Origin of the sequence: Maridesulfovibrio ferrireducens (genome assembly GCF_016342405.1) — a bacterium.
Lineage (GTDB): Bacteria > Desulfobacterota > Desulfovibrionia > Desulfovibrionales > Desulfovibrionaceae > Maridesulfovibrio > Maridesulfovibrio ferrireducens_A.
On the sequence record NZ_JAEINN010000003.1, the window covers coordinates 1 to 18,036 of the forward strand.

Genomic DNA, 18,036 nt, shown 5'->3' on the forward strand with positions numbered 1-18,036 from the left:
GAATTAGTCATTTGCTTCTCCTGTTAAAGTCAGGATAGCGGCTTAACCGTGTGTCCACAATATTGTAGCAGGATCAGGTATTTGCGTTTAGTGATAAAGACAAAATAAAGCCTCCTAAATTAGTAGTTTAGTCGAGGGTAAATAGAAAATCGTTTAGCTGAATTTCTTAATCTAAATTTAGCATTAAAGGTTTTCTTTGCATAAAGTCAACTTTATTTCCATATAAGGCTAAAAAAATTGTCGTCAAATAAACTAAAACCTGAACTCGAAGAACACACACAGCGAATAAAAGCTTTTGTTAAAGAGCTTGAATTACAGCATAAAGACCTTGGTAATTCTGCGAATATAAGCCGTCCAACAGTGTCGGCATACTTGAAACAAGAAAATCAGCCTTCGATGGTAACTTTATCTAAATGGGTTAAAACCTTTGGATTAAATGGGCATTGGCTTTTGACTGGTGAAGGGGAAATGCTTGTTTCCGGAACTACTGGTGATATAGATGAGGAAGATCCCATTATAAGAAGGATGCGCGAAGCAAAAAGCATTTTAAAAGATGCACCTCCCGAAGTACTTTATGAGGTTATCAAAAACATAACTTCGGGAAATTCGAGCATCGACCAAGAGCAGAAAAAGAAAGCGAGTTAAAGAAAAAAGAATTCCCCATTTGGTTCAAAGGAATGTTTGGACCGAATGGGGAGATTTTTTAGCGGGTTAATATCGAGAGTTGGATTGTAATATGGAGTGACACCCTGAAAGAAATCAATTCTATGAATTCACACCGCATATGGGAAGAAATAATTTTACAGGTTGCAGACGAAGGCGAACAGGTCATAGTTGAAACGCCCATGAAAAGGCGAATCGCTATCATTTCAGCAAAAGATCTCGAACTGCTTGAAAGAATAAAGACTACTGTTGATCAAGAAAGACAAACATCAGAACCAATTACCTATAGCTACAGCCCCGGAGAAATGACTCAGGAAGAAAAAATACAGGCTGTTTATAAGAACGCTCTTTAAATAAATTTCTCGTCTAGTTCAAAGGATTGCTTGGACCTGAATGGGATTTTTAGGAATTGGATGTCGAAGGTTGGATTGTAATATGAATTTAACATTGACAACTATAGATATAATAATTCTAACAGCATTGAAATTACAAATAAATGTTGAATATTATCATTCATAATTTGACAAGATCATACTTTTTTACCTTTTAACACACACAAATACTATGAAATCAATACAAATTGAAAATTTAAAAAGTCTTGTCAAAACACCTAAGATAGAAATTAAACCTATTACTATTCTGGTAGGTAAAAATAGCAGTGGAAAAAGCACCTTCCTGAGAACCTTTCCTCTTTTTAAACAAAGCGTTGAAGAAAACATAAAAGCCCCAATACTTTTTTGTGGAAACGATGTGGACTTTGGTGATTTTTCTGAAATCATAAATAAGAGCACTAAAAATGACTCTATAATATTCACTATTGAATCAGAAATTGAACAAGCATCTTTACTAAACAATGCTTATAGATATACCTTTAACTATAGCAAATTCATAAACAGAGATGATAATGAAATTCTTCCTATAAAATTCATATCTAAAATAAAAAACAAAGTAAAAAATATCCGTAATACTTATTTAGAATCTTTTGAAATTTCTATAGCGGATCAAAATTTAAACTTTAAATTTAACGAAGACTCGAAATTGATTGATCTTAATATCAACAATGAAAGCTTTAAAAAATTTATAGATGACATATATAGTACAAATTCTGGATTAGTACCTAATCTTATAACTAAAATGTCAATAGAGAAAAATTACTTATTCTCTCTAAGCACGATGTTTCCGCAATTCCAAGAACAGTCTCGTTATGAACGCTTATTGAAAATAATCAAAAAACACGTCTATAATACAACTAGCAATGAAAATATTGCCGACATTGTGCGCTCCATATCAATAGGTTCCAAATCTTACACATTATCGAGCTGTAAAAACGATTTTCTAAAAACTAAAACTTGGCTTAAAAGAGCTGAAACTTGGACTACAGAATCCAAAGATTTTCAAAGTGTTAACAATGCCTTATTATTTGAAAACTTTATGAGTATAGTAAATTTTATTGGCAACCATTTTAAATCATACTCTCAAAGAATTAACTACATAAGTCCTTTTAGAGCTTCTCCAGAAAGATACTACCGCCATCAAGAGTTAGCTGTCCATAACATAGATCCGCAAGGTAAAAATACAGCAATATTCCTTGACAACCTAACTTCAAGCCAAAAAAAGAAATTAGAAGAATGGACCGACAACAATTTTAATATAAAACTTAAAACAACATACAAATCAGGTCATCTTTCTATTGAACTTAAAGAGAATGAATCTAATTTTTATATAAATATAGCCGATATAGGATTTGGATATTCTCAACTTCTGCCTATTATTATCCAACTTTGGTTCAAAACAACTGAAGATAATAAAGACATAAGCTTTAATACTGGATACGAAACATTCGCTATTGAGCAGCCAGAGTTACACTTACACCCCAAAATGATAGGACATTTTACAGACTTACTAGTAAAACTTATATCTTCAAACCGTTTCAAAAAATCCAATATTAAACTAATTATCGAAACTCATAGCAAATCCTTTATTAATAGAATTGGTCAGCACATAGCTAAAAAAAATATTACTCCTGACTCAGTAAATGTCGTTATATTCGACAATAAAAACGGCTACGAATCAAACATAGACATTGCCAAATTCAATGATAAAGGAATGTTAAAAAACTGGCCTGCTAACTTCTTTCTTCCGGAGCGGTTTTAAAATGATTTTTGAAATTGACTCCAGCATATCCAATTTTCTTAAAAATGAGACCGGAAATCGTGATTTAACCATGAAATGTTTAAAGAAGGTCGAGGCTCTTCTATTAAATGCTAGCGATGGAAAAAATGTTATCTTTTTTGAAGATATTGAAATTATAGAATCATTAATTGACTGCGGAAAATTTTCAGAACCGACTGGTTATTTCCTTGAATACCTAAGAGAAAACTTTGCATCTACAGGATCATTTATAGAATTAACAAGTAGACACATCAAAATTGTTTTAGAATGTGAACCCGAAATCATTATTAATGACAAAAACCATACTATAGTAACATTACCTATTTCTAAACTTGATCAATCTTTTTTTGGCAAAAGCGTACTACTGACTGAAAATCTGGTCGACGGTAAATTTTATAAAAGAATAACACAATGCTATTGCAATAATTGCGGACAAAATATCGATTTTGATTTTGAACTAAAACATGGTGGAGGCCATACCACTGGAACAGTCTTTAACGAGACTTTTAGCAATAAAGATAAAAATTGCTTATGCATTGTTGACTCAGATAAATCTCATCCCGAATGTAATTGCAAGGAAACTGCTAAAGCTGTTGTAACTGAATATAATAATTCAGATATAGCTAAATTTATATCAGATTACTATATACTGGAAGTAAAAGAAGCTGAAAATTTAATCCCACAGGAGGTAGTTGATAAAATAATTGCCCCTCAGCTAATTGATAATTTGGATATTTATAAGAAATTAAGCAACAAAGGCGCACAATTTTTTGACTGCAAAAAAGGAATTAATCGTAAATTTCTTATAAAAACTAGAGACACCAAAAAATTAAATTTTTGGAAAGAAGAACTTCAAGGAATTGATAATAATGCTGAACAAATTTTTTCTAACATTAATGACAACCCTACAAATTGTACCGGGATCTGCAACGAGTGCCCAAATAAAAGCTGTAGGCAGTTATACTGGGGTGGGATTGGAAATAAGATTTTAGACAACTCCATTGAGAATATCAATAAAAACGAACATTATTCATTACGTGAAAACATTCAAAAGGAATGGGAAACCATTGCCAAGAAAATAATTACGTGGTCAATTGTTCAACCCGAGTATCGATTTATGTAAAAGGTCATCATCCAAAATGAATATTCAGAAAATCATAATTTTTCGAAAAATTATCTTCTTCATACCCACGATTTTTTTCCACTCAGATCAGAAATGTCTCCGCATAGAGCGTCCGAGACTACATAACGTAGCTACAAAGACTGAAGCCCGCTGCTCATTGCAAACGGGCTTCAGTCTTTATTCAATATTATCAGCAGTGATAGTGATCAATTCTGGATTACCTAACTGAGTATATTTTAAACACTCAGGGAACATAAACTCTTTACGAATATACTCTTGAATATCATCAAAGCTAATACCCGCGGTGCATGCCAAATGTTGAAGAATTTTTTCGTGCCAATCTGGATGCAAAGGATTAATTTTCATATTTACGAAAAATCTCAATTGTTCAACTTCGTTCGAAGTCCACTCGTACTCTTCCTTCATTGAATCTATCAATTCAGTATAATAAGACATCTTCAATAAACCAGAAACAAATGATGACCACCTAATATCCTGTTTAAGTTTGAATAGATGTATATATAAAAATGATGAAATACGAATAAGCAGTCTTGAGACAAAAATGGCTGACTCTCGAGCAAGTACTGGTAAAGCACTACCAATAACGGTCTTTGCACCAAGCAAGAACATTGCATTAGCGGTACTGTAATGATTGTTGTCTATGGGGCATGTGTCACAAACACTTAGAATAACTATTGGAGAAACTTGCACATTACCAATTAGATCGGATACAGAGACTTTTTCATCTTTAAGTGCCAACACTCCCTCGCCATTATCGTCGTGCCCCCCGTGCATATTGAAAATAGTGATAGCACAGCTATTTTCATTTAACACTTTGATAAGTTCGTTACAATTGTCTACTTCAACATGCTTAACTTTTATATTAATTATTCCTTCCTCATGATTTATAATTCCTGAACTAGAGCTTAAAAAACCACACGTTTCTAAACAAGTTTTAAACTGGTTCTTCAAAGGATCAAAATCGTCAAACGAACTTATAACAAGAATTTTCTTAAATGCTTGAGGAGAAAGACCTATATTCTCTGTATCAAGTAAAACTTTAGACGCTACAACCCCAGGTGAGATATTAACCCGACTGACTTCATCCCTTATCATAAGAGGTAAACCATTGCGATCTAACCATTCTATTGGCAAATTAGAAATTAACTTCAAAGAGCAGGTATGATGATTTTTAAAATAATCAAGCCTGTCATCAATATCTACCTCAAACTTAGATATTAGTAACTTAAACGCTTCATTCATTTTATAACTACGGCCCCTATCAATTTGGCCTATTATTTTTAATAGCGGATAGTAATCTCTAGACAATAATGGCAACTTAATATTTGGAACAGCATAGCTAGAAGCACCAACAGCAATTAATTTCTCAATTAAATAACGCTCGGACAAATACTTATCCTTTTCAACATCTCCTGTGGTTCCAGAATATTGAAGCCTATCTTTTTTAAGATTCTTAATAGCAGCATCTAAACCATCTACATCATCTAAATCATTGTCTCTAAGCTTCTTTTTGCTGTAATTTGATTTATTTATATGAAATTTAACATCATAAGATAGATCTGAAAGAATAAAGTCATAAATAGGCGCTTTATTATCCCCAAACGAGACATTAGATATAATTTTAGAACGAATATTGTTTATGAGATTAATACATCCTACAACATTTGATTCACTCCATTCCGCACTGTTGCTAACCTCATTAAAAAGAACTCTCATTGATTTTAAAACAACTAAATTTGAATGAGTATAAAGAGTTTTTACAAATTCACAATCTGTCCCAATATAATCACTGCGAGATGCCTCTGATACTAATTTCTCAATTTCATTTTTAGCATCTTGACAAACTCCACCAATCTTCGAAACTAAACTCTCAATAATATCTCGAAAAGAAATTGCATTAACATCAGAGAAGTTGTATAAATCTAAATCCTTACGCGTTGACAAAGTATTAGACATATATAAGACAGGAGCATCAACCATTGAATTAATCTCAGTAATGAAACTCAAAGAATCAACTATCACACAATTAATTTGTGATTTATAATGAATAAATTCATCAACACTTTGAATAAACTTAATGCGATACCCACTAGTATGCCCATTAATTCTTTTACAAAGATTATTCTCCTTCGAGTCATAAAGTTCATAGCAATCAATAGGTAACTCTAAAACCTTGTTAATAACATCTGCCCGCTCTATCAATTCAACAACGTATTCATTATAAAAACTCAAGCTTTTACTCTCTAAAACTATAAAATAAGAAAACATAAGATTATCAGAACTAAAATCTTCGTCACTTAACATGTTGTCTCCTTTTTAAAAATAATATTAATTATATTATAATATTACAAAGAAGACAACTAATTCTCCATCACCCGCCTAACAACCAAATTCCGCTTCTCCAAAAGCCCATCAATCTTCGCCCGTTTCTCATCCTGAGTAAGCTTCCGAGAACGATGAATCTGGCGCATGGCAGTTTCGATCTGGCCGAGTGCGCGGCGTAGCTGATTGTAAGGCTGGCGTTTAGCAAGAATCTTTCTGTTCTCCGGATCTTTCACCAGAGCTTTGGCTTTAGCCGCTTCGCCAGTTTTTGCGTAGTTCATTACAGTAGAATAAAGTTCATCGGCTTCCTGAACCATGTCGTATAATTCTGTCAGGTGGCGGCTATGCCTTGATGGTGTAGACCTGTAGAAGCTTTTGATTATCGGCATGTCGTCTAGACGTCTGGACGGCAATTCCGGTGCATCCACCATTTTGCGGGTAACAATGTCCGCCATACTCATCACATAAACACCCAGCGTTCCGAAATAACCATTAACCAGATGCTCGATACGCTTAGGACTGGTTCCGGTCTTTTCTCCGATTACAGCTGCGGTTTCGCTGGTACGATGATCGCGCTGTGCTCCGGCCTGAAGCCTTTTCAAACGCATGGGAACGATCGCTCTGCCAGTGAAGAAACTCTTGTCTGCCCACTGCTCCAGAACAGGCGTTACAATCTGCGGAGTGCCTACAGAGAATGTCTGCGTCAGCATAAACTGAAGACGGTCACGAAGCAGATCCCCATCCTTACCATTCAGCGAATACTCGGTTAACCGTTCCGGCAGAGTCCCGAAAATGGCCCCGATCTCAAAAGGCTTAGGCATTCTGAAATGCTTATCTTCCACAAAAAAGTGATAGTAATTGTCCCGGTCCCAGTGTTCCAGCTCCTTAAACTCTTCCCGATCCCGATTATTAAGATAGAGCAGCACAGAAGCCAGCGCGACCATTGCGCCCTTGGTCATAAATCCGGACGGATTCTCATAAGCCCCTCTGCCCAGTCGATTCAGCCCGACCATTCTTGCACCGAAAAACGGAACAGTTTCACAAAGAAATCGTGTGGCCAGCCAATCACCGCCCATGGAATAATCCATGATGTCCTTGGCTTCATAAGCAGCTTCAAGATGGGTTCCACCTTTTTTCTTAACTCCTTCATAAAGCCGTGCGCGGGTTGCATTCTCAAATGCAGAACCTAAATCCTGCCACTTCATCCAGCCCAACTTAGCAAACTTGGCCAACTTTTTCGGAGTGTCGAGGATAGAGTCAGGATCAACTTTGTGCTTCTTTACCAACTTCTCAACCAACAGCTTTGCGGCCGCAGGATCATGCCCAAAGGCATAGCCTCCATGAAAAGCTGCTCCGGCGGCCATCATTTTAACGGTGTCTTCATCATTACTAAGAGTTTTGATTGCGCCCTTAAATGAACCGACCACAGGCACAAACGTTCCAGTGCGATCCACACCCCACGCATGAACCGTATCACGCACAATATTGCGAATCATAAAATCAGGAGTGGAAGTAACTCCGGTTGTCAGCATCCGCTTAAACAGCCGGGCTGTTTTCATTCCGAAATTATTCCAGGTCTTCAAGTTTACGGAAGTCAAAGCCCTGAGCAGGAGCGGATCAGCGATGTGGTAATAAACAGGCTTGCCATCCCGCAGCACGGAAACAACATCTACTGCATCCGGCTTTACCATTCTGAAAACAGTCTGCAAGGAATCGCTCTGCGCTTTGGTCATTTTAGCAACAGCGTCAGCATCCCCGTACACCTTCACTAAGGATGATCGCAAAGCCTGTCCTTTCAGTTGAAGCCCTTCCCACTTAAATTCTGCATTGGTTGCAACCCCGATATTTTCAGCATTGACCATGGCCAGCTCCATGGCTCTATTCTTCACGGAACTGTCGATCAAATGCGAAAAGTTGCGAATGATGTTTTCAAACGGATCACCAAGGTTCGAAGTTCCACCCCGTAGCCGGCGAATACCTGAATACTGATTAGCAATTCCCTTGCTACCGTGTGGAGACTTAACGCTGGACTTCTCTTCACCTGTTTCATTGATACGATAGAAAGGAATATACTCATCATGTTCCCAGAGAGTACGGCCAGCTGCGTTAATAACTCCGGCATCCTGAGCAAAATCCAGAACCTTAGTTTTGAATGCGATATACTTCTGCTGAACCGCTTCATATTGCGCTTCACGTCCAGAATTAAGACTGCAAAGTTCATCTATTTCCTCTTCAGTAAACAGATTCTCGCGCCCTTCCGCCATAAGCTTTTTAGCGCGCAGCCCCACCAGCCAACCAGTGAATCTATCCAGCTCATGAGCAACCGGCTCAAAGATAGTTGCCAGTCCTTCGCCCTCAACATCCATAGCCCCTTCTCGCCAAATCGGTGCGCCATGCTCTATGACGGCCGCAATCTGATCAGCATGAGAAGTGGACATTCTAGCCGCCACATAAGCGGACTCTTCTAAATCTGTAACTCCGGCCGCCTTATCCAGATCCTTGAGCGAAGCAAAACGGTCAAACATACCCTGACTAAACTCAGTGGCCATGAAATCACGAATGCGCCCTATGCGATCGCTGATAGTAGTTTTTTCTTTGGCTTGTCCTATCTTGGCCATAGCAGGCTCACGAACAGGATTTGAACGGGAATAAGAAACGGCTTCAGCTCCCCCTTTCGGTGAAGGAGAAGTTGAACCATCGCCGTGAACTGTCCAGAAAACAGCATCCGCTACAAGCTTGTTTATTTCACGGCGAGTCAGCGAACCTGGCAGACGTATACGAAGTTTGGCCAGCCATTTCATGACGGCATCAACGACCTTACGCCATACACTTTTTTCACGCTGCGTCAGAACTTCATTCTGATCCACCTTTTCAGCAAGCTGGGCCAAGTATTCATGACTGGCCAGATCTCTGCCTGAATCAGTGAAAAGGTCATAATCATAATCCAAAGCTATATTTTTAAATTCTTTACTGTGCTTTGCGGCTCTCCCCACCTTACGGAGCAGCTGCACATAGTCACTATCACCAAGAAGGCCGCGCAACCCGTGATGCGCTCCCTGTTCGTGCATCCAAAGTTCAACAGCTCGTTTACGCGAGAAAACATTCTCCGCAACCATCCAGACCTTTCCAGTCTTAGGATCATTGCAAGCTTCACAATAGCCGCCACCCTGCGCATCAAATGCCGTGCGGATATGTTCCGGAAGATCTTCGAAAGTGTTGACCACTTCCAGAGGCAACGCGTTTTCAGCTCGTGCCTGTAATTCCTGCACAGCTCCGCGCACGGATCTGACAGAAGTAGGATTACGAATAGTAGATGTCTTGGAAAAATGGATTGGATTGCCGTCATGACGTCCTGACGTTTTACCGTCTTGACGGCTGGACGGCTTGCCGTTTTGCTGTCTGCCATACTCAGCAAGTACGGAAACAAGGGAATCACGGACTTTCTGGATATCTCGGAAGTAACGGCTGGACTGATCGCTTTTACCAAACACAGCCAAAACCTTATCAATCATGCGGCGAATTTTACGAGCTACACGGCTAAAAAGCGTAGGTTCTTCAGTTGCCAGTTCAAGCCAGAAATCAGGGTCCATGAACTGTTCGCCTGAAAAATCAGCGAGAAGTTCTTCGTAGGACTGACTTGAAGTAAGACCTTTTTCACCGGTACTACGCGCCAGTTCATTTATTTCATCATGATATTGTTTCCAAGAATTGCCCTTACGCTGAGTCTGAGCAATCATGGACAACTTATTATATAAGACAGGCGCGTCTCGTTTCAGATAGTGAACTATCTCATGACCAAGTATAAGAAGGTGTGGTTGATTTGCATCCGGACGTAGAAAAACAGTATTACTCCAACGAGGCGCATACCCTTCACCGTGGAGTATTCTTTCATCGGAAGCTATAAAAGCGACTTCCTTTCCAAAAATAGAAGCTATTTTTGAGAGCTGTTCGGGTAAGCCTTTAGAAATTCCTCTCGAAGATTGCTGCTGTGTTCCTTGCCTATTATCTTCTCTGGCTTGAACGCCTTTTGCTTCTTGCGGCAGGCTAACACTGTTTTCTGTCTTTCCGCTGCGGCCTTGGCCTCCCGCCTTCTGTCGTCTTCCTCGCAATCCAGATGAATTATCATCGGACGGTCCCCCGGTTTCCAATTCGGCCCCAGACATACTCTTGCGCCTGACTGAATCGCCCTTCGGGTCAACTTCAAATATGCTTCCCTCCGGGAAGCTCCTTCCAATTTGTTTTTGAAGTCCTCTTTGGAGACGATCAGCTCTATCGGTTCTTCTGGGGTTTTCATAGGTACTCCGGTCTACTGGATCAATTGAACCTCTTTTATCACTGAGTGATGCCGGAAGTCTATCCAGTTCTTGAGCTATCTTTTGAGCTTCTACCTTATGAGAATCAACCTTAAACCCAGTCCCGCCATCCATGAGAACTTGCAGCCCTTCGGACAGCTTGGCCGCACTCATTGTAGCTCTCATCCGATTACTTACAGAATAGAAATCTCCACCAATGGCTTGAAGCAGCGAACTGTTGAGATAATATTTACCACCTGATCCTTTTGCCTTTGGTGTAAACATCTCATATGAACTTCCTCTTTTTTGAACTTGCAGCATACCGTCAAAACTTTTGACAATCCCTTCACCGTCTGTTTCATCAAAAAAGGCAAGGACACTTTGAGGGCTTGCCAGAGCTACAGGCTTGTTGCGCTCAAAATCTTCTGCCTTGAAATCTTCCGGCAAAAGAACCCCAGGCTGATTGCGACCTTCATGATCCGTAAAAGTAATGATCTTGCCTTTGTTTCCCAGGGCAGCGTAGCCGGCAAGAATATTTCCAGTTGCAATATGTCTCTTTTCTCTTGTTTCTTTCTGTCCAATATCGAAATTAGGAAGAAAGGATTCCAAGCTATAACTCAATTTAGATATCTGAATCTTACTGGAAGCAGAATCCTGTACACCGGAAGACAGTCTGGAAAGAGATCCAGAATACAATCTGGTTGCATCGGTAAGAGCTATTCTTACTTTCCACCGGCTTAACGCTGCGGGGTTGTCAGATTTTCCTTTGCGCTCAATTGAGAGAACAACCCCAGTATGAGTGCCTTCCTGATTGGATAAAACAACAATTGATCCAGGCGTATACCCTGTTACCATCCTGATTGTTTGATCATATGCAGTCTGAGCGCGATCTAAAGATCTTTCCTGTACGTCTGAATTCGTTACCGTATTTTTTATATGGTCAGTATAGGTTGAAAACTCTTCCTTTAATGTAACAAGAGTTTCCCTCGTCTGTCTTACTGCGTGCTTAACCAAATCAGCAACACTAAGAGTGTCTTCTAAATTATTGGCAGAAGCCAGTTGCTCTTTAACCTGCTTGCTTGAGTATGGCTTCCCTATCTTTTTTACATCCATACGGATAAGTTTAGATTCTCTTTCAAAAGGAGAAGAACCACCTTTCCCCGGTGTAAGGCTCTTTTCACTGAGAGGAATTGCATCAAGCTCTAAGTGTGACGCCTTCATGCTCGAAACACCGCTACGTTCCAAGTTCTCCATGTATTCACGATACTCTGATTCAAACAGGTCGTAGAATTCCTCTTGCTCCTTAACAGGCAAGGCGGGGATTCGACCGGTAACCTTTCTGGCTCCGCCGATTAAATCCTCCTTTCCAAAATTCTTCAAAGGCTCGCCAAGCTTGCGGTGAAGCTCCCTGTTTTCAGACAACATCTCAGCTATAATTTTGTCACCGTGCTCATTCATAAAATCGAGAGTTTCACTTGAAGAAACAGCAGAATCGCTATCGGCTGTTGTGCTGGCATTTAGAGAAGCCATTTTCTTTTGCAAAACGGCCGCAGGTCTTTTTTCTGCGGGGATGTCTGCGTTAAGAAGAGTGAATCCCGGCAGCTCAACTTGTCCAGTTCTATGGATACGGCCGAGAGTCTGCATAAATGTATCAATATTTTTCTCAGCCTGAGCAATCAACATTCTGCGCGGCCGGCGATCTTTAAACTTCTCGCTTGCATGAAGAGATAGCCCGGTAGAACCTGCACAATTGATAATAACCGCATCAATCGATCCGTCATTAAAACCGTCAATCACGGTTCGCGGAGCTGGTTTTTTACGCCGGTAATATGTCGGTGCATCCGCCTCACTATAATCTATGGCATGTTCACGTCCGGTAATTTCGTCTACCACATATCCCGAATTCACAAGCTCTTGGCGAATGAAATCAATCGGACTCATGGGCAGACCGGACATATCAATACCTTTAATTGTTTTCAGAACTGAATTGAAATGTCTGGTTGCCAACGGGCCTAGCTCATCGTCCGTCAGGCTACGGGTTACCTTTTCTCCCATAGGATCACCGACAACAATCTGCCTTGAACGATACAAATACCGTTCGAGAAGATCTCCAAAATTAATATCTATAATTTGACCGGGAGCAATTTCGTTATCTTCGGTATAGTTTTTTACCATTGACCCCATGGTATTTGCCAAGGCGATAACGGGTTTTTCCCCGCGTTTTAAATGCTCTTTTGCCATATCAACAGTTGCCTGGACCTTGAGACAAAGAAGCATCTGATCAATGACATTGTGCATAAGGCTGGTGAAGTTAGTGCTGTCCGCTCCGGCCTGCCCTATTGAACCGTCACGAAGAACATTTTCTCCGGAAGATTTTAAACCGTTATCTATAACTTCGAGAGATGCGGACTTAAGGTCATCAAATTCAATAATCCCCTGCATAACTTTGCCAACTCCGTCAGCAAGATCCTTTGATGCAGGAACCGACTTCGTATCAAAAGTCACTCCATTAAAAGAACGTTCCCTGCGAACATATTGACCGGATTCTGTGAGCATTGTTGCAACAACCTGCTGCATGGGAACGCCACCACTTGCGATAGCTTCTCCGAGCTGGGAGATATCATCCACGGCTTTAACCATGTCCGTTTTAAAATACAGATCCATCACATCGGGACGTTTTGCGTATGTGGCACTTGAATAAAAAGCACCATGAGGACTAACTTGAAGGATATCTCGAATAAGTTTGGAACGAGGAATTTTGCCTTTCGCAGGTTTAGCAGGACTTCCGCCAGCGTTATGACTTTCGTCCAGAATAAACATAGCTCTTGAAGCTATACCATTAATGAATTGCTGACGAGGATTAGGCTTATTACCAAGAGATTGGAGCTGATTGTAAGTAGTGAAAACAACGGAATATTTATCTGTTGCTTCATTCACAATATCCAGCATGAGTTTACGTTTTTTAGCAGGAGAGTGTTTATCAGTATGACTTCCGTCACCTTTTTCAAAAACACTATCTTTCTTGTCGGTATTTGTAATAAAAATACCATCCTGAGATTCACCAATATCCTCCATGTCACGGATCATATCTCCATAGAGGTTTGGTTTTTCAGTAAGGAACACAGGGATAATACCATTACGTTTGGCATATCGGATAATGGCAGCGTTAACACGCCCCTTGCCTATCCCCGTCTGGTCACCAATAATAAAACCTTTGCCATCCTTGAAGTTGGATATAGCAAGCGCAACCGAGTCAATCTGCTCAGCTGCTAAAACTTTACCCAAACCATCAACGCTATACCCTAACTCTTTGGCAACAAAGTTATCAATATTACCATGTTTCTTTTCTAATCTGGAAAGTGCTTCTTCTGTAGCCTGAGCCATATTGCGAGGCGTAAGAACCTGCATGGAAGTTTGGGCAGAGGCAGGACTGTAACCAACCTGAAATTGAGTCTCTACCTCTCCATTCCGTACCCGGCTACCGTCAGTGCCCATTCCTCCGCGCTGAGATCTTCTTCCCTCGGATCCGGATCGTCCTTCCCTCTCGGAATTCCCTGGAGAGGAAACTCGCCCCCTACCAGTGAGAAGTTCTCCGTCATTTGAAGTTTCAAGGTTTCGTTTTTCTCGATTAGAGTCAGTCCCAGAAGATATCGATTGTCCTTGTTCAGTTTCCCCACTGTATCCCCGAACCTCTCGAACAGAATGCGCTCCACGAGGTGAGCCGCTTCTATCGGATCTTCCTCCCGTTCCAGCATCAGCTGCATTCTCACCGAGAGAAGAGTCCAGTAATAGGCTTCCGTGGACACTATCTCCACTCCCTCGGGAAGATACACTCTTGTTATCATCTGGTCCGTCGGATTTTCTCCCGGCCAGCTCTCCGGAACGGCGTAAAGGTTCCCGATCTTCGGAAGTCTTGGATTGTCTTGCCAGGCCATGTAATTTCTCCTCAAGTTCTTCAAAGGATTCATAAATATGCGGAAGTTCAGCAGCAGGCTGAGGTCGAGATGATTTTCCCCGCCCATCTATCACGATAATATCAATCGGATATGCAGCACCTTGTCTGCTATACATTTTACCGTCGATGGAAAAATGGTCAACTACATTATACTCATTAAAAAGAGTTGCATAAAATGCTCTTTGTGTCTGAGCGCGGTACTTCTTAACTCTGGTTGCAGATTCTCCCTTTTTACCGCCAATAATGAGAACGGCTCGCCCGTCATCTTTCATAGCCTTTAAAGCCTGAAAAACTATTGCGTGATCAAGTTCCTTTGTCCGGTAACGATCGCCAACTCGCCATTGAATAGACTGCCCGTCTTCTTTTCTTACCCGGCCAAAGGGGGGATTCATAATAACAGAGTCAAAATCTTTACCTGGGAAAAACTCTGTCGCGTCTTCCTTATGGACGTTCTTAAAATTAAAGAACTTTTCCAGACTTGAAACCCTTTCTTCATCCAACTCATTTACAACAGTGTTCTTTTCACTTGCAGCCAGGGCAAGCATCCCATTACCGGCTGTTGGCTCATAAACCGAACTTTTCTCGTTTATTCCTGCAAGTTCTGAGGCGAGATAAGCTATAGGAGCAGGAGTGCTGTAAGCCTGATTTGCAACAGAAGTACTAGATCTTACTCCGAGATTCGGCTGTCGCTGATACAAATCTACAAGCATGTTGTATATTTCTATATTTGAAAATTCACCCGAACGCCCGGCCTCAACTTTTAGTCTTGCAGTTAGAACCGTTGCAACCTCAAAAACTTCATCGAATTCTTTGGCGGCCTGAGATCCTGGAGCAATAGAATATTCTACCCCTCTTTTTTTCAGTTCACTTTCAATGAAGTTACGAGCCTCGGTTATTGACTTAAAATTTCGTCCAGACTTCAGTTCCTCAACAACAATATCAACTGTCATAGACCTTACATCGTTAGATTCAGGCTCTATAAGTTTATTCTCTTGAAGGCTTTTGTCTCCAATCTCTTCCCTGACGAACTTCTCAAAATAAGGACGTCCCTTGGGAGACAAGGTTTTCAAGGCTAACTCAGCAAAATCGCGACCGGACTTACCAGCTGCAACAACTTCATCCCATGCTTCTCGCAAAAGCGGCTTAATCTGGGGCCAAAGAGGATCTGAATTTTCTATCGGTTTAAGTGAAAGGTGACCACTTTGCCCACCAAGAAGATCATTAATTTTAGAAAAGGCCTGGGCTGCTTTAGTGAGGTGTCCGGCAACTTCCTTTGCTTTCGCTTTAGGATTAACTTGAACATCCGTAAGGGTCTCGACAGTTTCATCCGCCGCTTGCTTGGCAAGAATATCATCAACCCAACCTTCCAAGCGAACCCACTTCTCTTTGTCGGCTGTCATCCGTGGATTAAAGTTAGGAGAAACAGTTCTAGTATATGAATCCCTTGTTGCAACATCTTTAATCTGAGCTATTTTTTCAAGAACACCCTTGTGCCAGACTTTATATTCCTTTGGTTTTTTTGAGCTACGAGTCTCACGACCTTTCACCTCTTCAGCTTTTGATGCGGCTTCATCCCAAAACCCCATAAATTCATCTGCACTTGTCTCAGTTGCAAGCCTATCTGCTGGTTGAGCTACACCTTCTTCCTGCTGCAATTCCTGAACAGCAAGATCAAAAATATCTTCCTGTGCCAGCTCCGGCACTGCTTCAAGTTCTGACGTCTGGACGTCTGGACGGTTTGCCGTCAAGACGTCTTGCGATCCTGACGCTTCAATGACTTCCGGACTTTCAGAAGGAGAACCTTGTACCCCGTTCCCTTCCTCCAGCTCACGCACAGCAGTGTTCCATGAGTCTTCCAGTGAACTGTCCCATTCTCTGTTAAAAATAGCTGCTTCATGCTGCTGAGGATCAAAATCTGGATGAGGAACAACCTGCGGCTCAATCGGATCAAACATTGTGGAAGCTTCACGGAACTGCTTTTCACGGAAGGTATCAGCGTATCCGGCAAGACCTCCCTTGAATCCCGGCACAACTTCCGGATCCGCACTTCTAAAAATATCAGCCCCTTCAAACGGGGTATAAACATCCGGCTCCTTTGAAGAAGACAACGAACTTGAATCATCAAACGATGACGGCCGCCATCCTTCACGCATTGCCATTTCTCGTTCAATGCGCCCCTCAAGTTCCGGTTCTGGCTTAAACCTGTATCGATCCTGAATATCAGATTTCAAGTCAGTCATCCCCTGCGGAGATTCATGCTGAGAATCAATTAAATCTTTAAGCCCAAAACCTTTTTCTGTTTCTTTGCCTAAACTCTTTTCCTGCTTCCCATAAAACTCACTCATTTTTTGTGCAGGAGTACGGGTATCAGGCGCAGCGGCTTTTTCTAGCTGAAGACTCTTTTCCCCATCCAGCAGGTCAACAGTCATCCCCTGTTTAACCTGTTCAATGCTGGCCATCATCTTTTCATCAGAAGCTTTTGCTTCCTCCGACAATCCGGCAGGGCCGGACATGACCGAACCGCCTGCGCCTGTCAGTGCGGCCGGACCAATAACGTTCACGCCCTCTTTGGCGGCCTGTTTCACACGCTCAAAAACACCGGGCTTCATTTCTCCGGTCGTTATGTAATGAGCAAGATCCTTTGAAATAGATTCAGCCGGTTCTTCAGCCCATTCGCTTATTCCTTCAACAGCTCCGGAAGTGACATGCTTAGCAGTTTTGGCAGCAACACCTGGTCCCGCTTTGGAGAACATTTTTCCAAAGGAAATTGCATTCAACCCTGCACTGGCCAAAGCCATCATTTCACCGGCGCGAGCTGCTTCCTTTTCACTTCCGCCTTTCTCCAAAACTTCACGGTATGTACTGGTTCCTTCCAGCGCACCACCGCCAGCTCCAGCTCCGAGAGCCTGACCGATTCGCGCCAGCCGCTCTAAAACTTGCGGGGTTAGACTCATAGCCTTACCACCAACCTGAACGACCTTCCCCACAGCCGCACCGGGAATCATAGCCGCACCAAGAGAAGGCGCAAGATTACCAACCTGATATCCCCACCAGTCGCCACGGGCTAAAAGTGACGGATCATCCATAACATTGCCCTGTAAACGTTTAGGAGCTGCATAGGATTCGCGAACAGGCTTGTAATAATCAGCGATAGACTGACCGGCTTCGGCAACAGAATCACTTCCAACGCGATTGCCCAGCCACTGCATACCACCACCGAAAGATTCACCTAGTCCGGCTTGGCCGGCAGCAACACCACGCCCCATTTCAACAACAGGAGCGACAAGAGGATCTAGCATTCCGAATCCATATCCGGCAGTTTCATCCGTTTGTGAGTCGGCTGGAATTAGTCCAGCACTATTCGAGCTTGTCGACTCAAAAGAATAAACCGGACTTCCATTTTCAGGAGAGTCCGGCATTAAATTCTTTCTATTTCCTTCAGCTTGAAGTTCGCTGACAGCCTGATCGAAAAGTTTATTCATATCCAT

The 18,036-nt window shown here is 41.5% G+C and carries 6 protein-coding genes; 4 read left to right on the forward strand and 2 right to left on the reverse strand.

Going from position 1 to position 18,036, the window contains the following annotated elements:
- Positions 1-237 precede the first annotated feature (237 nt).
- From JEY82_RS03785 to JEY82_RS03800, 4 genes are all read left to right on the forward strand, one after another.
- Positions 238-645 carry a helix-turn-helix domain-containing protein gene (locus JEY82_RS03785; protein ID WP_304082691.1) on the forward strand — a complete coding sequence of 136 codons (408 nt, stop codon included), beginning with the start codon at positions 238-240 and terminating at the stop codon, positions 643-645.
- Positions 646-767: 122 nt separating this feature from the next.
- Positions 768-1,016 (forward strand): hypothetical protein, encoded by a 249-nt coding sequence (locus JEY82_RS03790; protein WP_304082693.1) that lies wholly within the window; start codon positions 768-770, stop codon positions 1,014-1,016.
- Positions 1,017-1,227: 211 nt separating this feature from the next.
- Positions 1,228-2,817: an AAA family ATPase gene (locus JEY82_RS03795; protein ID WP_304082696.1), complete on the forward strand. Its 1,590-nt coding sequence runs from the start codon at positions 1,228-1,230 to the stop codon at positions 2,815-2,817.
- Between the two features lies 1 nt (position 2,818).
- Entirely contained in the window at positions 2,819-3,958 is a 1,140-nt protein-coding gene (locus JEY82_RS03800; protein WP_304082699.1) for a hypothetical protein, read from the forward strand.
- A 177-nt stretch (positions 3,959-4,135) separates the two neighbouring features.
- Here JEY82_RS03800 and JEY82_RS03805 read toward each other — a convergent pair whose 3' ends face one another.
- Together JEY82_RS03805 and JEY82_RS03810 are read right to left on the reverse strand one after the other, a co-directional pair.
- Positions 4,136-6,283, reverse strand: coding sequence for a hypothetical protein (locus tag JEY82_RS03805; RefSeq protein ID WP_304082701.1), 2,148 nt, complete (start codon positions 6,281-6,283; stop codon positions 4,136-4,138).
- A gap of 56 nt (positions 6,284-6,339) precedes the next feature.
- Complete coding sequence (locus JEY82_RS03810) at positions 6,340-18,036, reverse strand: LPD38 domain-containing protein (RefSeq protein WP_304082703.1); 11,697 nt, start codon at positions 18,034-18,036, stop codon at positions 6,340-6,342.